Genomic DNA, 17,135 nt, shown 5'->3' with positions numbered 1-17,135 from the left:
GGTGGGGGAAGTGTGACCGATATTGCATTACGAGTACTAATGCGCTAAGCGGCAATAGTTAACAAAACGGCGTTCTAAGCAAAGTGATTGACGCTTTGAGCGCCACTCCCTCGTTGGTATTCAAATGCAATCAATTCCTCGGCAGGTACAGGTCTACCTAAGAAAAAACCTTGTACGACGTCACAGTGGAGAGACTCCATTCGTGTGAGTTGAGTTTGAGTTTCTACGCCTTCGGCTACTACTTTCATTCTTAGGTTGTGAGCCATGGATACAATCGCGCGAACTAATGAATCGTCTTGATCGCTTTTTCGGATTTGAGCGATAAATGAACGATCAATCTTGAGACCGTCAAAAGCCATATGTTGTAGGTAGGCAAGGGCTGAATACCCCGTACCAAAGTCATCTAGCCAAACTTCCACTCCGATACTTTGTAGTTTTTTAAGCACATATTGAGCTTTCTCTGTATCATCAATAAAAAGTGACTCTGTCACTTCAACATGAATGGTTTGAGGGGCGACATCATGTCGTCGTAAATACTTAGAAAATAATTGACTTAAATCTTGGCGATAGATTTGTCTTGGGGACAAGTTTAGTGCAATGTGAAAATCAGTACCGAAATGTTCTGCCCACATTGCCCGCTGAGCAACTGCCGTCTTAATGATATGTTCTCCAAGCTCCAATATTAAATCACTTTGCTCTGCGATCGGGATAAACGATTCTGGACTGATATAACCTTTCTCGGGATGATTCCACCTAACCAATGCTTCGACCCCAATTAGGCGATAGGTTTTTAGATCAAATTGTGGTTGATACCACAGCTCGAATTGAGACAAGTTACGTACTGAACGACGCAGTTCTCGTTCTATGTATAAACGTTGTTTAACCGTTTCATCAAACGTGGAATCGTATATCGTCATAATGTCTTTACCGCGTCTTTTGGATTCCTGCGCCGCAAGAGAAGAAAGCTGTAAAAGAGACTCAGCGTTTGAACCAAATTCTGGATACACAGCAACTCCGAGGCTTGCCGTAATTTGAATATCGTTCTCTTCCAAACTAAAGGGAGAGAGTAGTTGGCGATGAATAGCGTGCGCTTTTTCTCTAGCTTCATGATTGTCCGAGCACGGAAAGGCCAGTACAAATTCGTCCGCACCTACTCGACTTACGATGGTAGAAAGGCGGTAAAGCGGCTTAAAATAACTCGGCAAACGGCCTTGAAGCTCTGAAGCAAGATGGCCTAGCAATTTATCCCCAATGTTATGTCCGTAGTTATCGTTAATGTGCTTAAAGTCATCCAAGTCAATAAACACAACCGCAAGTGAGGGAGATTTGTGGTCAGTTATTTGCGTTTGAATATCAATGAGTAACTTTTCTCGGTTTGGCAGGGAAGTCAGAATATCGTGGTACGCCATGAACTCAACTCGGCTGGTGTATCGGTTCACTTTGTTTGACATTTTGTTGTACGCCGAAATAAGTTCTCCCACTTCATCTTTGCTTTGTATGTCGGTGACTGGCAGCGCTTGGGTATTTGACTCTGAAAATTGATCTTTTAGTTGCTTGAGTGGCTTAGTTAACGACCGCCCCAAAGCATAAGCGATGATGCTACCGAATAGAACGGATATCCCACTGATCGTTAGCAGCAAGTTAAACATCTTCTGTTTATCGTTTGAGGTAATCGCTTGGACTTGTTCAATGTTCTGTTCTTGCTCTTCCAGTAGATGTATCAAGTTAAGCTCAAGATATACCGCCCCAAGAGTAATATTTGATTGCTGAATCGGCGCTGCGATCTCCAACTGATGCTTGGAAAAGGAAACGAGAGTTCTGGATTCTTCTATTGCTTTCAAAATAAAAGGAGAGCGGTGATGAGGTTGGGCAAACATCCTTAGCTGAGTAGTGCCGTCGTGAAAGATTAGCCCTTCATTGTCAACAACATGTATTTTCGAGACATCTGGCTGGCTCAATGTTGCCTTAATTTGCTCATACGCTTGACTGATATTGTCTGTATAGAGTGGATTAAAAAGCTGTTTTGATAATAGCTCTGCATAAACCAACCCTTTTTGCTTAACGTAAGATTCTGTTTTTTCTTGAGAGTTGTTCGTGATTTGTTGAGTTAAGCTATTTGAATATGCATCGTAACCGTGCATGTATAACGCAAGATTTATCACCACAACAAACAAGACAACGAACATTGTCGAGCAAATGTATTTGGTTTCGAGTGAGAGCTTTTGAAACATCAATCCACCTTCGGTAACAAGTGAACTGACTTGCGCACTGTACTTAAGGAGGCTCGCATTTCTGGAGTAAGCGCGCTGAATTTTTTGGTGTTCTGAAACTTTTTAAGTGCGAGAGAGCCTTCGTGAGTTGTATCCATATCAAGCAGTATGGACGTGATTTTACGCTGTTGCTCTAGGCTCATGCTTGGAGAAGCGAGAATCAAATCCCTGGGTATTTCAACAGAACGAGAAAAAATCGCTAGTTTGTCTTTCATGTTCTCTGGCAAATCTTTGGGATTGTTCCAGTTGAAGTTACTGAATGCTCCTGCTGCAACTCTCTGTTTATATACCCATACAGATAGGTTGATTTCATTTGACTGAGCGAGTTGCTCATCAAGGAATAAATAACCAATGCTGTCTTTGGCCGGTTTGTCATCAGGAGAGGGAAGGTATTGCAGTTTTTCTCCGTGGTTCAGCAATGTAATCGCAGGTAGGTAATAGCTGCTGGTAGACGTGCGCTTTTCGAAAACAAGCGTTTTTCCGCGCAGGTCAGAAAGTGACTCAATGCCACTCTCTTTATTAGTAAAGAACACCGTATGATATTTTTGCAGGCCTTTTTTCCATCGTATAGCAAGAACTTGGCTATTAGACTCCTTTTCTAAAGTCATCGCATTAAAGGGGGTCGCCGTTGCAATTTGAACGGTGCCATTTTCAAGCGCAACCGCGAGCTGACGATAATTTTTAAATACCTTTACCGCCCCTTTTGCGTAACCATATTCAGTCATATTTTCAGTTACATACTGAGTAAGGGGCGTCGCTTTTTTGATTTTGCTTTGGGCTTTATTGGACACAATGCCAAATGTGAATGTTTTCTCAATATTTTCTTGTGCACTGACAACAAAAGGTGAACTCAGCAAAGTGAGTAATAACAGAGTGCAGGCAGGTTTCATCCGGCTTCAACTTCCTTCTGGTGCATGTCAGTAATATTTAGTATTTATCAATGTGCCGAAATCAATCTTAAAAACAGTATGATGTACAAATTTCGTTGTGTGCGCACTTTTTATAATGTGACTTGGTCACTTATTCCGTTCAAATAGTACCGAATTTGACGTTTATGTACAGGATGAATGTATCACCGTGAGTCTGAATTCACTGGATTCTTGGTCAAGCGCTGTATTGGCTGTGAGCTAATGCGCCTTATGTATCGCTATTTTGTACTAAGAAAATTTTTCCAATTGTTTTTGATACTTTTTCTCGAGAGCTTCATTGCCTGCTGCACGTTCAAGTTGAATCATGAGTTGCAAAGAGGGCTTCTTCACGCCATACATTTGATTGAATCTCATTAATCGAATTCTAGCTTCAGTATAATCACCGCTATCAATTTCTATTTTAGCGAGTTGCAAAATCGATTTTGGTCTATGAGGGTCATGATCGATAGCTCTAGTAAAGTAGTATCTCGCTTTGTCTTTATCTTGTGATTTTAGCGCACAAAAAGCTGCATTCTCATAGCTTGCTGGAATAAGGTAGTAATAAGGCTGCTCAATGGCTCGATTAAACATCTGATCGGCTTTTTCGAAGTCACCTCGCTTGCAAAGAAAAGTACCGTAGTTATTGAGCACATTTCCGTTTTTAGTGTGTTGGCGTAGAGAGCGTTTATACATCTGTTCGGCTTTAATATCTTCACCAACCGTTTCGTAGTAGTGAGCCATAGATAATTGCGCGCGATAGTATTGAGGTGCGTGGTTTAAGGCTTGTTGTAAGTTATCATGCGCGCGAATCATGTTACCGCCGTCTAAATAACCTAAGCCAAGTGCGATACGTGATTCTGCCATTGCCACAGGATCGGCTTTAACGACAGGGCTTCCATCTTCTTTCACCGTCACGCAACCCACGAGTGCAAACTGAGACAATAATATTAGTGCACCGAGCTTTGCTGTTTTCATTCTTTATCCCTACATCCCTGAATCTTTCTGCATGATATGAATTACTTAGCAAAAACCTATTGAGGAAAAAACACTATGCGATCAGGTTTGCAAACTGTTATGAAAAAGCCGCCATATGGCGGCTTGGTTCACATATTACATTTCGGTAATGATGAGTGCTTTGTTTGCTTATTTTGAAGCTAATCGTCTTTAGTGAAAGCATCTTCACTGAAGTGATCGAGATCGTACGGTGTTTGCTGATAAACACAGTAGTTCAGCCAGTTTAAAAAGAGGAGGTGTCCATGGCTTCTCCAGCTTGCAATTGGTGGGTTATCTGGGTTGTTGTTTGGGTAATAGTTGACAGGAATAGCGGGCTCCATACCTTCGCTTAAATCTCGGATATATTCATTATGTAAGGTGTGAGAATCATACTCAGGGTGTCCTGTGACAAAGACATTGCGTTTGTCTTTTGTGGTGGCCAAGTACACACCTGCGACATCCGATGTCGCTAAAATGTCTAAGTCAGTATGCTCTTCTAGAAAGTGAGGCGAAAAATCTGCGTAACGCGAGTGAGGAGCCAAAAACGTGTCATCAAATCCGCGTAAGATAGGGTGAAACTGATGATGGATTTGATGATGATAAACACCTGAAAGTTTTTCTTTACGCGTTTTTTTAGGTAGATCGTAGAGTAGCTTTAACCCTGCTTGCGCAGCCCAGCAAACATAAAGAGTAGATGTCACATGATGTTTTGCCCACTCCATGATGGTTTTGAGATGATCCCAATAAATGACATCTTCAAATTGCACCAAACCTAATGGAGCTCCAGTAATGATCATGCCATCGAAGTTTTTATCTCTCACCATTTCAAATTGGCGATAAAACGTGTCTAAATGTTCAGTTGGCGTATTTTTACTCGGGCGGTTATCAATGCGCAGTAATTCGACGTTAACCTGTAGTGGGCTGTTTGAGAGTAGACGCAGAAACTGAGTTTCAGTCTCTATTTTTTTTGGCATCAGATTAAGGATCAGCACTCTTAAAGGACGTATTTCCTGACTCGCTGCACGCGTTTCACTCATCACGAAGATGTTTTCTGTCCTTAATACATCGGTAGCTGGTAATTGATCTGGAATTCTAATTGGCACGACTTTCTCTCCCTAAGTATAGTCAATCTAGACGTCTATACTTCTAAAGCTAACTTAATTAAGTTTAGATGTCGATACGAAATCCGACTTTTCAATCTACTCTTTACATTATGGTAAACCGTACTCGGGGTTGTCACACAATTGTGACTAAAGCAGAGTTTCTGATGAGATAGGTTTGAAACGCAGTGTGTACTATTTGCTGGTAATTATGCGATCACGTTAATATGTGAAGGTGACTTCGTAGTAAGGAAGTCTCAAATTAATGAGCCATACTAAAAACAATCAGCTCACCATTTTGCATTAATGTGCATATTTGGAAACATCGTCAGTGGAGGACATTATGTTCGGTATTTTCAAGAGAAAGACAAAGATTCAGGGCATCGCTCAAGAAGTTCCTTGCGTGCTACTGCATTCGTTTGGTGATAAAGACATTTATACGCCGGAAGAGATTGATCAAGCTCTTCAAAAGCTGGGTTATGATAAGAGCAAGGATATCAGTCATTATCAGTATGCGTATGGAATGTTTGCCGATGAAGCCTCTTACGAGCTCCTAGAACTAACGGATGAGCTAGGTAATTATGGTCATTTCCAACGTGAAGTAGGTAAGATGCTACTCAATACACCTGAGCCGATTGATATGCATATCTACTTTGAAATTTCTCGTCAGCACCAAAACGTCAGCCTTTCACCTGGTCATCAAAAAGTAAGCGAAAGTGATGGTGTGTAAACATCGTTAGTGGTATTCCATCGTGAGATGAGTTGGGTATAATGCGCGGCCTAATTATCCGGACATGTTGTCGGTTACATTTCTGTTGAGCGTTAATGCCTTATGTTCAAAATGCTTGTCTCTATGCCACCAATGTTGGCGCTGTCGATAGCGATTGTATGTGAAGTGATTGCCACTTCTTATATTCCCAAAACAGAGCAATTTACGAAAGTAATGCCGAGCACAGTCGTTTTGATTGGTTACGGCATCGCTTTCTTCTTGCTTTCCGTCACAGTGCAAACAATGCCTGTCGGGGTTGTTTATGCCATATGGAGTGGTGCTGGGATCGTTTTGGTTGCGACGGTTGGTTACTTTGTTTACGGACAGCGTCTAGACTTACCAGCCCTAGTTGGTATTGGGTTTATCATCGCTGGTGTGTTGATCGTAAATTTATTATCCAAAACAGTAGGGCACGAATAACGCCACTCTACTTGTTAAGTGAATAAGAAGCCGCAGCGAGAAATTGCTGCGGCTTTTTAGTACAAATTCAATCGCTAATGGCGAGTATTGATATGACGTCTTATTGTTGTATTCATCACGGTCGCATTATGTGATTGAAAAACAGGCATTATTTAGCGCATTGAAAATACAAAGTTATGTTTCTTCAAACTTTAGGAAAGGGCAGTAGATAAATCACTCCGATAGATGTTAACGTGGCGACTCATCTTTACTGCTTTTTCATTCCCTACATATTTCTGCAAAGTTCTTATTGTGTAGTGTGTCGAAGAACCATAGAATCCGCGCGCTTTAATTTATGTTATTAGCGTTATCAATGATAAAAGTGCAGTCCATTATCATTGTTTTTATCACTTATAGATGGGCACATCTGACAATACTTACATGAACAAATACAAAAAGCCTGCATTCAAGGCCGAATTTCTTTTGCCTCGTTACTGGGGAACGTTAATTATCATTAGCGTGATGTACTTACTTAGCCTCCTTCCTTTTAAAGTTCAACTAGCTTTGGGACGCAACATTGGTCGTTTAGCTATGCGAATCATGAGAAAACGTCAAGTTACTATCAGACGCAATCTTGAGCTTTGCTTCCCTCATATGGAAGAATGCCAACGCGAAGCAATTCTAAAAGACAACATCGACAATACTGGCATCGCACTTTTTGAGACCGCAATGGCATGGTTTTGGTCAGATAAACGGGTAAACAAACACGTCACGATAAAAGGCATGGAGCATCTAGAGGCTTTAGAGAAGTCAGGCAAAGGTGCATTAATGTTGGCCGTACACTCAATGAATCTAGAGTTAGGTGCTCGAGCTTTTGGCATTAAAAAGTCTGGAACCGGTGTTTATCGCCCAAACAATAATCCGTGCTTTGATTATTTTCAGTATAAGGGACGCTCTCGCTCTAATCGTACACTGATTGATCGTAAAAACGTCAAAGCCATGCTTGAATCACTTAAAACGGGTGAGCGGGTTTGGTATGCACCGGACCACGATTATGGTAACCGACGCTCGACATTTGCACCGTTATTTGCCGTTAAAAATGCTTGTACTACGACAGGTACAAGTTTGTTGGTTGATTCTACAGATTGCGCCATTGTGCCTTTTACGATGGTAAGAGGAAAAGACGGACACTATACCCTAACCATTAGTGCGCCCGTCGACGGTTTCCCGAAAGAGGATCATCAACGCGCCGCCGCATTCGTGAATCAAATAGTTGAAACATCAATCATGGCAAGTCCGAGCCAGTATATGTGGCTTCATCGTCGGTTTAAAACTAGACCAGAGGGTGAGGACTGTTTGTACAAGCCTAGGCTCATCCCTAGCTTGGCATAACACATAGATAGCCTACAAAAAGCCCAAGGAACATACGAACCTTGGGCTTTTACTTTCTATTCTTTTCGCTTTATAAGTAGCGATCTTTTAGGTGAGCTTGAAAGTGTTTAGCATTCAGTGTTTCACCCGTGGCTTGTTTCACCAACTCATCAGTGGTGAATAAGCTCCCTTTACTCCAGATGTTTTCCGAGAGCCAATTGAATATCGGAGCTAAGTCGCCAGAACGAATAACCGCATCTACATCGACGGTTTGTTTCATTGCTGCCATAAATTGTGCAGCGTACATCGCACCGAGCGTGTAGGACGGGAAATAGCCAAAACTTCCGTCTGTCCAATGGATATCTTGCATACAGCCATTTTTGAAGTTTCCTTCGGTTGATAGCCCCAAGTACGCTTTCATCTTTTCGTTCCAGAGTTCTGGTACATCTGTATGTTTGATGACGCCGTTCATGAGATCTCGCTCAATTTCATATCGAAGAATAACGTGAGCAGGATATGTAAGTTCGTCAGCATCTACGCGAATAAAGCCTTTTTCTACGCGAGTGTAAATTTTGGCTAAATTGTCTTTTTCGAATTCACTACCAGAAAAATGGTTAGAAGCCAGTCGAGCGAGGTGATCGATAAACGCGCTGCTTCGTCCTATTTGCATTTCAAAGAAGAGTGATTGTGATTCATGAATACCCATAGAGCGAGCTTCTCCCGCGGGTGTTCCTGATAAATCTTTTGGTAGCCCTTGCTCGTATCGAGCATGGCCAGTTTCGTGGACAATCCCCATCAATGATTGGACAAACTCGTTTTCATTATAACGTGTCGTAATACGTACATCTGTCGGTACACCGCCACAAAATGGGTGGGTACTCTCATCAAGTCGACCGTGTTCAAAATCGAATTGAAGTAGCTTCATGACTTCCAAACCGAGCGCTTTTTGCTTTTCCGCAGGGTAGTGTGCAGTTGGCAATAAGATGTTGTCTGATTGTTGTTTTTCAAGCGCTTCATCGATCAAAGTAGGAAGCCAGGTTTTCACGTCAGCAAAAAGAATGTCTAACGACGCAGACGTTGTGCCAGGTTCATAAACATCGAGCATGGCATCATAAGGAGTCGTGCCATTTGCTTCGGCTCTAATTTGCGCTTCTTCCTGCGATAGCTTTACTACTTCAGCCCAGTTCTTTTCAAAACCAGCCCAGTCATTTTCTCCACGTTGTGTACGCCATGCATGTTCACATTTGGAGCCAGCAAGAGATTGAGCTTGAACTAATGATTCTGGTAGTAAGTTAGCTTGCTGCCACCCACGCTTCATTTCTCTTAGGATAGATTTTTCTTTTGTAGACAGCGTGTCTTCTTCTGCCTGAGCGAAAAGCTCTCCCAAGTGCGGTTGAGTCATTAAAGAATGGATATGTACATCAAGCTCTGCCGTGGCATTCGAGCGTGCTTCAGCGCCACCAGGTGGCATGACCGCCGCTTGATCCCAATCTATGATGGCAGATAGATGCTCAAAATTTGCCACTTTTTTGGAATGTTCAACGAGTTTTGTAAATGCGTTCATGTGACTACTCTTATTCTTTTGTTCTTTCCCTAAACACCCGATAACGGGTCCTTCATATGGTGTTGCACTAAGCAACCTGCGTTAATTTACTAATAATTAACAATTAACTCCAACCCATTGTCCATAAACTCACCCAGTTGTATAGCTCTCTTAAAAAAGAAGCTTGCGAATCTTGTGGATTGGCGGTATTGATGAAGGATTGACAATTAATTATCACGATAATATGGATATTTTGAATTTCGAGGCATTTATTATTGCCATTACGATTTTAACGTTAACGCCAGGTTTAGATACTGCACTTGTTATCCGTAACACTAGCCGCTCGGGCCTAAAAGATGGATGTACAACCAGTCTAGGGATTTGCTTTGGCTTATTCGTACATGCTTTTTTTTCTGCGGTTGGTATCTCGGCGATTCTTGCGCAATCAGCAGAGTTGTTCCAAATCGTAAAAATGATTGGCGCAGCTTATCTTATCTGGCTTGGTTTGAGCAGTTTAAAAGCGCTAATGTCGTCGAAAGATGGATTGACCGTGACCGAGCAGATTCACGAAGTGTTTAATGGTAAGCGCTCTTTTAGAGAGGGCTTTCTTTCTAACGTCTTGAACCCGAAAACGGCGGTCTTCTATTTGGCTTTCTTGCCACAGTTTGTGAATCCAGAAGGTTCACCCTTGCTTCAATCAATGATGATGGCATCTGTACACTTTGCTATTGCGATGGTTTGGCAGTGTGGTTTAGCTGGCGCGCTTAACTCGGCTAAAAATCTACTAAAGAATGCAAGCTTTATGAAGTGGATGGAAGGCGCGACGGGCGCAGTATTAGTCGCACTTGGTGTGAAGTTATTAATTGAAAAACCCGTTTAATGCGTAATATTTATCGATTGTTGATACTACTCGCTGTATTTATTGTGGGGATAGGTGCCGCTGTTGCTTGGCATACGTGGCCACAAGTACAGTTTGCGCAACGCGGCATGATCTGGTCTTGGCACTGGGGCTACTTCGAGCCTTTTGCTAATGGAATACAACAAACGCGAACTCAAGACACTAAACAGTTATTGCTCAGGCGTGTGTATTTGCATGACGCTATTGTCGTTTTTGTTTCGACAACTATGGACAATAAATTTGAGGTCGACGTTGTAAAAGAGCAAACCTGTGAACCTAAAACGACGACTTGGGCTTCGGTCTCTGTCAATCATCAACGTGTCAGGCATGTACCTATGGTGTGCGATGCGTTTGGGCAAGGCTACTTTTATCGCTACATCGGGAAACATCTGGAATCGATTGAGGTTGGTGTCGGCGACTCGTTTGTAACAGAAGCATTTTTAGACTGGCCGCTATCAGAGTTGAAAGCGGATCAATTCAAGCAAAAAAATGCGAAGTTTTTTGAAGAACGTGGAGAAAACGTTGAGCATCAATGGTTGAGAGATTAACCATTTAACCGAAGATAAATAAAGCCCGCTAAATAATAGCGGGCTTTATGTTTTTACCATTTCTAATGTGCTTTGCTCTCCGTTACTGGTAGTTTGTGACCGCAAACCTGCCGTTTCACTAAGCTTTCACTGCTTCAACTTCACCTGATTGCGATGTTGAGCTAAAGAACAGTTTGGTTTCTGCCAGTACGACGTGACGCAGTGCGATCAAACCAATTAGGTTAGGAATTGCCATCAGACCGTTTACGATATCAGCCAGTAGCCAAATCATATCGAGGTGAAGGAATGCACCAGATGCCACCAAGCCAACGAAAATCAGTTTGTATGGAAGCACAGCTTTAGTTCCGAACAGGAACACAACGCAACGCTCACCGTAGTAGTTCCAACCAAGAATGGTGGTAAAAGCGAAGAACATCAAACCGATTGAGACGAGCATAGGGCCAAATGTATCTGCATTTAAACCCACCGCAAAAGCATGAGTCGTCATCGCGGCGCCTGCTAGGTCACTTTGCCATGCACCGGTCAGGATTAGAGCAAGGCCTGTCATGGTACAAATAATGATGGTATCGAAAAAGGTACCCGTCATTGAAATTAGGCCTTGTTTAACACAAGAGTCTGTCTTCGCTGCTGCTGCTGCCATAGGCGCGCTACCCAAACCTGATTCATTTGAGAACACACCGCGAGCGATACCTGATTGGATTGCCAACATGATGCTTGCACCTAGAAAACCACCAGTCGCTGCTGTTGATGTAAAGGCTGAAACCAGCACTAATTCAACGGCATTGAACAATTGGTCTGCATTCATGATGATCACGCTTAAACACGCCAACACATAAAATACAGCCATGGTAGGAACCACTTTTCCTGCAACGTTAGCAATGGATTTGATGCCACCCAAAGTTACGAAAGCAACCAAAAGAGTTAGTACAAAGGCAGATAGCTCACGGTTAACACCAAGAGATATCTCACTTGCATCCAGAATCGCGTTTACTTGTGGAAACGTACCGATACCAAAACAAGCAACACCTAAAGCAAACACTGCAAACATGATCGCGAGAGCTTTTGAGCCAACACCGTATTGCAAGTAATACATTGGGCCACCAATCATTTGGCCTTTATCATCGACTCTTCGGTACTTAACCGCCAACAAACATTCGGCGTATTTAGTCGCCATTCCGAAAAGGGCAGCGAGCCACATCCAGAATAGAGCGCCTGGTCCACCGAGTTTGATTGCTGTGGCAACACCAACAATGTTACCAGTACCAATTGTTGCTGAGAGTGCAGTACAAAGAGCTGCAAAGCTAGAAACGTCACCTTGAGTATTAGATGACTTATCTTTACTGAATACCATCGCTAGCGCTGTTGGGAGGTGTTTAAACTGGATCAAGCCAAGGCTAAAAGTGAAGTAAACACCTGTACCCACTAGCAAAATAAGCAGCGGTGGACCCCAGACAAAATTATCGATGGTTTGTAGTAAAGATTGTAGGTTGTTCATGATTTCCCCTTAATAAAACAACTAATAAGGAGAAGAGGGAAAGGACGAGATCAACGATCTCTAAAAGAACTAAGCTATTGGCTGTAGGCGGGAAGGCCAAGCAAAATAGTTAGGTTGTAACTTTCCACTCCTCTGTCCTTTTGCCTGAGAGTTTCACCTTGCGTGAGTGCAAGACTTGCTCCTTCGGCGACCGATTTAACGGTTCTCTCCAGAGGTTCCTCCAACTACAGTCCCCGCTACCTAGGTAGCACCTGAAATAGTTAATTCTTCGGCGAGTTATGCTAATCAAATGTTAAAATTTGATTAATAACCACTCTCCTGCAGTCTTCATCGGAACAATTACTCAATTAAATGAGTAAAGGTTAGTTAATGATGCTGGTCATCATTAACGTGTGAACTCTATCATGTTTTTGGTCCATTTCAACACCCTATGTCAATTTATTTTCAATGAAATAACCTTATCTATTTTCATGAAGGTATGTTTGCCAATCTTTTTGTGCGAGTCACGGCATAAATAAAATTTATTGGGTTAGGGAATGGAACCCAAAAACACTTCAGAACGATAAATGTGTTTCGATCGTTACGACATAAGTTATTCAATTAAGGACACAAAATTGATTAAAATCGGAGCACTTATTTTAAAATCTACGCTAAGTTGACCTTATGGTACGTATAAATGGGTTACAATGAATCTTTGTGAAACAGTCTACGGACCTAGGCAGTTTTTCATGAGTGGACAAGGAGGCGGTATGACCAGATTATTAGCCATTGCGGTGTTGATTGCAGTAGCATTTGTGCTGTTTCGTTATCGAACCAATGAAAAAGTCCAAAAAGCGACCGTTATAACATTAATTGGCGCATTTCTGATTTATACAGCATCAATTATGTTTGCGGAATTGATCCGCTAGCAAAGTAAAAGAGTCCTTGGAGTAGTATACGGTGAGTTCTCAGAACAAAATGGAAGAGCAAGACGACGTAGTTGTCATTGAAGAGCGTGACAAACGTACGCATATCTATATCGCAATCGCTGCGGTGTTAGGCTTGGCATTTGGTGGCCTTGTTGGATCGGTTGTCACTGCGAACAAGTGGGAATCGACTTACCACGTATTAGAAGAAAAGTATCAAGCACTAACGCAAGATAAAACCCAGTTGGAATCTCAAGTAAAAGTGCGTGAAGAGGCGCTTGACCAAGAAATACAAAACCAAGTTAGTGAGTTACTTGCCGCGAAAGACGAAGCGCACCAGAAAGCACTTAAGAAGTTGCAAAAGCAATTGACTGAGGTCGAGAAGGTTAACTTGTCACTAGAGTCTCAATTGAAGCAGCAGGCAGATAAGATCAACACGACGAAGTCAGAAAATGAGAAGTTGAGTCGTCAAGCGGATATGCAAGCGACTATGTTTGAGCGGTCCCGCGAAGTATTCCAGAAAGAGCTGAAAATTTCGCAAGAATTAGAGTCTCTCGAGAAAGAACGGTCGAAATTATTACCTAAGATTGAGAAACTCAAGAAAGAGTGTGACGTATTTTTAGAAGGCAAATCTTGGGACGTGAAGTCGGACGCGTGTGATAAACATGATGAAGCTAATTCACGACTAAGTCAGGTCGATCAAATGATTGAAGTCTATAAAATGGACCTCAAACAAATCAAAGCAATAACGGAAGATATCGGCCTTTAAGTCTTTTGTATCCGGTTTTGAAAAGCAAAAGGAGCTCTTTAAGAGCTCCTTTTTCGTTGTTAGCTATGACTTTTAGCCTGTCGCGTATATTAGATTCGTGAGGCGTCATAGCCTGAGGCGAGCAGGAGCTCTCGTTCGTGTTTAATCAGCTGAGCTCGATCTTCAATTAGTTCATTGAGTGCTTGAGATGGCTTACCTGCTAATGCTTTGAACGAAGCAAAAGATTCCGCGGTGTCGATTTTATCAATCATCTGACTGATGACATTACGAGCCTCACACGGGTTACTCGTCGTTGTAAAGTATTCTACTTGCTTTGCTGCCGATTTCATCTCAGTTAATAGCTCAAGCGGGCTACTTTCTTTGGCTACTGCCATGTAGTTATCCAGCACGCGCTTTGCATAAAGCAGTTCTTTGAGGGGGATATCTCTTCCGCTCTCGATTAGGGATTCGCTAAGGATCATACTTGAGCTCATGGGCATTCCTTCTTATTACTACGCCGCTTTTGATGTTTCCTTGAGTCTAATTTATTGAAGTCACATTGGGAATGGGTAAAAAGCATTTTTAACGCATTTTTATTCATTTATGAAAACACGAATGCGATGCTTATCTGGATCGATAGCCATAAAATTTAACCCATACACTGATGTCGCTGGTGGTTGAACAAACTCAACACCTAGGTCTTTCCAGCGCTTGTAAATGCGCTCTAGCATATGACTATTGGGCACCGATAAAGACAACTCGGTGCCACCACCTCTAATTCCGCTGTAGGGTGAAAGATTATCTCTTTGCTTGAGTGTCAACGTTAAGCCTTCGGTCAGTGGAATAGCGGCGAAGGTTGGAGACAACTGCGTGACTTTGCGTTCGAACAGTTTCGAATAAAAAACTTGGCTTATGTGGATGTCCTCAACGTAGAGAACGAATGAATTGATAGTCAGCATGGTTTGTTCCTTAATCAATTAGAAATAGTAGGGGCAATCTAACGGAAAGGAACGACAGGAGTTGTCAGTAGAACATTCTCGAAGGTAAGTGACAGAATAAGAAAAAGGAGCCGTTTAGCTCCTTTTTATCAGCGGAATCATTGGTATTAATGAGTGTGTTTGGAAGAATACCAGTTGTTTTGATACGCTTTAGATGCAAATAATGCGTTTGCTTTTGCACGCTCGATAATAGACTCGTCCACCTCTAGCGGCTTCATGGTTTGGTCTTTAAAGTCGTACGCCAGGGTCGATATCTTTTCACCAGGGGAAAGCACAACGAGATTGTCGCGCGTTAAATAACCAAAGTTTTTGTCGTATTGCATCATTGCGCGTTCATCTTCGCGAGCCAGTGGCTTCGTTAAATCACGACCAATCATCGGTGTTTTAGCATCTACCCCAATCAGAGATAACAGTGTAGGCGGCATGTCTATGTTGTTTGCTATGCGGTCATCTTTACGTGGTTGAATGCCTTTACCAAGGATCAATGCTGGAATGTGAAAGTGCTTAACTGGAACAAGGTTAGCGCCAGAAACACGTGCATCATGATCTGCAATTACAATGAAAATGGTATCATCCCAATAAGATGACTTTTTCGCCTTTTCAAAGAAAGTACCCAAAGCGTAATCGGAATATTTAACGGCGTTGTTACGCGTCATATATTCTGAATCGTATGGCTCAATTTTGCCTTTTGGATACTCATAAGGGCTATGATTACTTGACGTAAAAACTAAGCTAAAAAAAGGTTTGTCGCTTTTTGAAAGGCGTTCAAACTCTTCGTTTGCTTTGTTATATAGATCTTCATCACTAACACCCCAAGAGCCAACAAAGCTTGGGTTGTTATAATCGTCTTCTTCTACTATTTGATCAAAACCGTTACCAAAGAAGAAAGTTTTCATGTTGTCAAAGTTGGCTTCACCGCCGTAAATAAATTGCGTGTGATAGCCTTGAGCTTTCAGTAAGTCCGCGATGGTAAAGAAACCCGTTTGGCTTTTACTCAGCTTCACTACCGCGCGAGACGGAGATGGAGGAAAGCCCGTGGTTACGGCTTCAATTCCACGAACAGAACGAGTACCAGTGGCGTACATTTGTGTGAACTGCCAACCTTCCTTCATGAGTTCATCAAGGTTTGGTGTTAGAGGTAAACCACCCAAAGCACCGACAAATTGGGCGCCTAAGCTTTCTTGTAGCAAAATCACTAAGTTTTTATGTTTACCCTGGTAAGTCGCGGGGTTACTGTTCATGGTTGGGAGTAATGAAGGGGTGAAGTCGGACTTTGTTGATGAAGTGCGAACTAATTCCAACATCTTTTGAGTGTCCATTTTTCCGTAGAACTGCTCAGCACTCTTTTCTGACTTCATGCTATTAACCGCAAACAACAATGAGTAAGATGAGTTCAGTGCTAAGTCGTTAAGCAGTGGATCGTTAGAAAAGGCGACCATAGCAGGATTTAGCGGGCGGTGCCCTAAAGATGAGCGAGCACCTGCAACCCCAAAAAGAACAACGAAAAGTGCCAATAGTGGTCGCCATTTCCAGTTGACCTGCTGCGCCTTATCGGTCAGTTTCTTACTCCACTTCCAACCTAAAGTGATGGTTAAAACTGTACCTAACGCACCAATAAACAGTTCTAATTTGTAGCCAGTCCAGAGCATACTCAAGACTTCTTTTGGGTAGATTAAGTATTCCACAAACAGGCGGTTTGGACGTAGGTCGTATTCCTGAATGAATGGCGCTGTTGCTAGCTCCATGTATACAAGCACCCAAAGCCCTAAAACCATCCATATGCGTAATATTCGCTTCCAACACTCTCCCATCTTACCGGTTAATGGCATGAAGGTTGAAAACAGTGCTGGAAGAATAAATAACCAGCAAAGCGTTGCAATATCTACGCGCAAACCTTGACCTAGGATGTAAATTAAGTCGTTTAGAGAGTCAATACGGTCAATCTGCCAAAAAGCTAGCAAAACTCTTGAGATAGACAGAAATAGAAGCGAAAACAAAGAAAAGGCAGCAATTGGCTGCAAAGGCCCCCACACAGAGCTCTTTGATAAGTTTTTCATATTTATTCGAATAGTTTAATTGTTATGTTGTGTTGTTTTTAGCAAAGCAAGCGTGAAATAAACGTGAATTATAATGTGGGTTTATGGTCGAGTAGTGTAAGTGTTGGTATGTCTATGTAAGGGGGAGGGGCGT

16 protein-coding genes and 1 riboswitch are annotated in these 17,135 nt (G+C 42.3%); of the genes, 7 read left to right on the top strand and 9 right to left on the bottom strand.

The window, feature by feature from the left end; translation table 11 throughout:
- Window positions 1–74 precede the first annotated feature (74 nt).
- From R7E47_RS08535 to metA, 4 genes are all read right to left on the bottom strand, one after another.
- Window positions 75–2,231: an EAL domain-containing protein gene (locus R7E47_RS08535; protein WP_318084084.1), complete on the bottom strand. Its 2,157-nt coding sequence runs from the start codon at window positions 2,229–2,231 to the stop codon at window positions 75–77.
- Window positions 2,231–3,160 carry a phosphate/phosphite/phosphonate ABC transporter substrate-binding protein gene (locus R7E47_RS08530; RefSeq protein WP_053303129.1) on the bottom strand — a complete coding sequence of 310 codons (930 nt, stop codon included), beginning with the start codon at window positions 3,158–3,160 and terminating at the stop codon, window positions 2,231–2,233. The genes R7E47_RS08535 and R7E47_RS08530 overlap by 1 nt, the downstream gene beginning before the upstream one ends.
- A 267-nt stretch (window positions 3,161–3,427) precedes the next feature.
- Window positions 3,428–4,153, bottom strand: coding sequence for a type IV pilus biogenesis/stability protein PilW (pilW, locus tag R7E47_RS08525; protein WP_017820928.1), 726 nt, complete (start codon window positions 4,151–4,153; stop codon window positions 3,428–3,430).
- A gap of 179 nt (window positions 4,154–4,332) precedes the next feature.
- Window positions 4,333–5,274, bottom strand: a complete 942-nt coding sequence (gene metA / locus R7E47_RS08520; RefSeq protein ID WP_158173854.1) for a homoserine O-acetyltransferase MetA — start codon at window positions 5,272–5,274, stop codon at window positions 4,333–4,335.
- A gap of 340 nt (window positions 5,275–5,614) precedes the next feature.
- Between metA and R7E47_RS08515 the strand changes: the two genes are divergently transcribed.
- From R7E47_RS08515 to R7E47_RS08505, 3 genes are all read left to right on the top strand, one after another.
- On the top strand, window positions 5,615–6,001 hold the full coding sequence (locus R7E47_RS08515) for a hypothetical protein (protein WP_053303128.1): 387 nt from the start codon (window positions 5,615–5,617) through the stop codon (window positions 5,999–6,001).
- Between the two features lie 123 nt (window positions 6,002–6,124).
- The gene (locus R7E47_RS08510) at window positions 6,125–6,460 is read left to right on the top strand and encodes a DMT family transporter (RefSeq protein WP_069593657.1); all 336 of its coding nucleotides are present in this window, start codon (window positions 6,125–6,127) and stop codon (window positions 6,458–6,460) included.
- Between the two features lie 420 nt (window positions 6,461–6,880).
- On the top strand, window positions 6,881–7,831 hold the full coding sequence (locus R7E47_RS08505; protein WP_031778977.1) for an LpxL/LpxP family Kdo(2)-lipid IV(A) lauroyl/palmitoleoyl acyltransferase: 951 nt from the start codon (window positions 6,881–6,883) through the stop codon (window positions 7,829–7,831).
- A gap of 70 nt (window positions 7,832–7,901) precedes the next feature.
- Here the strand turns inward: R7E47_RS08505 and R7E47_RS08500 are convergent, their stop codons facing one another.
- On the bottom strand, window positions 7,902–9,374 hold the full coding sequence (locus tag R7E47_RS08500) for a carboxypeptidase M32 (protein WP_017820931.1): 1,473 nt from the start codon (window positions 9,372–9,374) through the stop codon (window positions 7,902–7,904).
- Between the two features lie 223 nt (window positions 9,375–9,597).
- Here R7E47_RS08500 and R7E47_RS08495 point away from each other — a divergent pair, with 223 nt between their 5' ends.
- Together R7E47_RS08495 and R7E47_RS08490 are read left to right on the top strand one after the other, a co-directional pair.
- Complete coding sequence (locus R7E47_RS08495; protein WP_017820932.1) at window positions 9,598–10,233, top strand: LysE family translocator; 636 nt, start codon at window positions 9,598–9,600, stop codon at window positions 10,231–10,233.
- Window positions 10,233–10,799 carry a hypothetical protein gene (locus R7E47_RS08490; RefSeq protein ID WP_005385713.1) on the top strand — a complete coding sequence of 189 codons (567 nt, stop codon included), beginning with the start codon at window positions 10,233–10,235 and terminating at the stop codon, window positions 10,797–10,799. The genes R7E47_RS08495 and R7E47_RS08490 overlap by 1 nt, the downstream gene beginning before the upstream one ends.
- A gap of 118 nt (window positions 10,800–10,917) precedes the next feature.
- Here R7E47_RS08490 and R7E47_RS08485 read toward each other — a convergent pair whose 3' ends face one another.
- A complete protein-coding gene (locus R7E47_RS08485; protein WP_005377785.1) occupies window positions 10,918–12,294 on the bottom strand; it encodes an alanine/glycine:cation symporter family protein in 1,377 nt (458 codons plus the stop codon).
- Between the two features lie 122 nt (window positions 12,295–12,416).
- Window positions 12,417–12,516: riboswitch (glycine riboswitch) on the bottom strand.
- 527 nt (window positions 12,517–13,043) lie between these two features.
- Between R7E47_RS08485 and R7E47_RS08480 the strand changes: the two genes are divergently transcribed.
- Window positions 13,044–13,202 (top strand): hypothetical protein, encoded by a 159-nt coding sequence (locus R7E47_RS08480; protein ID WP_005377784.1) that lies wholly within the window; start codon window positions 13,044–13,046, stop codon window positions 13,200–13,202.
- A gap of 31 nt (window positions 13,203–13,233) precedes the next feature.
- Window positions 13,234–13,968 (top strand): chromosome partitioning protein ParA, encoded by a 735-nt coding sequence (locus tag R7E47_RS08475; RefSeq protein WP_033905210.1) that lies wholly within the window; start codon window positions 13,234–13,236, stop codon window positions 13,966–13,968.
- 89 nt (window positions 13,969–14,057) lie between these two features.
- Here the strand turns inward: R7E47_RS08475 and R7E47_RS08470 are convergent, their stop codons facing one another.
- The 3 genes from R7E47_RS08470 to R7E47_RS08460 all read right to left on the bottom strand — a co-directional run bounded on the left by R7E47_RS08470 (window position 14,058) and on the right by R7E47_RS08460 (window position 17,002).
- On the bottom strand, window positions 14,058–14,441 hold the full coding sequence (locus R7E47_RS08470; RefSeq protein ID WP_005377782.1) for a hypothetical protein: 384 nt from the start codon (window positions 14,439–14,441) through the stop codon (window positions 14,058–14,060).
- 99 nt (window positions 14,442–14,540) lie between these two features.
- Window positions 14,541–14,906, bottom strand: a complete 366-nt coding sequence (locus R7E47_RS08465) for a VOC family protein (RefSeq protein WP_005377781.1) — start codon at window positions 14,904–14,906, stop codon at window positions 14,541–14,543.
- A 146-nt stretch (window positions 14,907–15,052) separates the two neighbouring features.
- Window positions 15,053–17,002, bottom strand: a complete 1,950-nt coding sequence (locus tag R7E47_RS08460) for an LTA synthase family protein (RefSeq protein WP_017633995.1) — start codon at window positions 17,000–17,002, stop codon at window positions 15,053–15,055.
- Window positions 17,003–17,135 lie beyond the last annotated feature (133 nt).

The sequence above is a fragment of the Vibrio sp. Vb1026 genome (assembly GCF_033338745.1).
GTDB lineage: Bacteria > Pseudomonadota > Gammaproteobacteria > Enterobacterales > Vibrionaceae > Vibrio > Vibrio alginolyticus.
Note: the sequence above shows the minus strand (reverse complement) of the source record. Positions and strands in the feature narration are given on the sequence as shown.

Coding starts and splice junctions, on each gene's coding strand:
- R7E47_RS08535 (WP_318084084.1), bottom strand. CDS start 2,231: ATGTTTCAAAAGCTCTCACTCGAAACCAAATACATTTGCTCGACAATG.
- R7E47_RS08530 (WP_053303129.1), bottom strand. CDS start 3,160: ATGAAACCTGCCTGCACTCTGTTATTACTCACTTTGCTGAGTTCACCT.
- pilW (WP_017820928.1), bottom strand. CDS start 4,153: ATGAAAACAGCAAAGCTCGGTGCACTAATATTATTGTCTCAGTTTGCA.
- R7E47_RS08515 (WP_053303128.1), top strand. CDS start 5,615: ATGTTCGGTATTTTCAAGAGAAAGACAAAGATTCAGGGCATCGCTCAA.
- R7E47_RS08510 (WP_069593657.1), top strand. CDS start 6,125: ATGCCACCAATGTTGGCGCTGTCGATAGCGATTGTATGTGAAGTGATT.
- R7E47_RS08505 (WP_031778977.1), top strand. CDS start 6,881: ATGAACAAATACAAAAAGCCTGCATTCAAGGCCGAATTTCTTTTGCCT.
- R7E47_RS08500 (WP_017820931.1), bottom strand. CDS start 9,374: ATGAACGCATTTACAAAACTCGTTGAACATTCCAAAAAAGTGGCAAAT.
- R7E47_RS08495 (WP_017820932.1), top strand. CDS start 9,598: ATGGATATTTTGAATTTCGAGGCATTTATTATTGCCATTACGATTTTA.
- R7E47_RS08490 (WP_005385713.1), top strand. CDS start 10,233: ATGCGTAATATTTATCGATTGTTGATACTACTCGCTGTATTTATTGTG.
- R7E47_RS08485 (WP_005377785.1), bottom strand. CDS start 12,294: ATGAACAACCTACAATCTTTACTACAAACCATCGATAATTTTGTCTGG.
- R7E47_RS08480 (WP_005377784.1), top strand. CDS start 13,044: ATGACCAGATTATTAGCCATTGCGGTGTTGATTGCAGTAGCATTTGTG.
- R7E47_RS08470 (WP_005377782.1), bottom strand. CDS start 14,441: ATGAGCTCAAGTATGATCCTTAGCGAATCCCTAATCGAGAGCGGAAGA.
- R7E47_RS08465 (WP_005377781.1), bottom strand. CDS start 14,906: ATGCTGACTATCAATTCATTCGTTCTCTACGTTGAGGACATCCACATA.
- R7E47_RS08460 (WP_017633995.1), bottom strand. CDS start 17,002: ATGAAAAACTTATCAAAGAGCTCTGTGTGGGGGCCTTTGCAGCCAATT.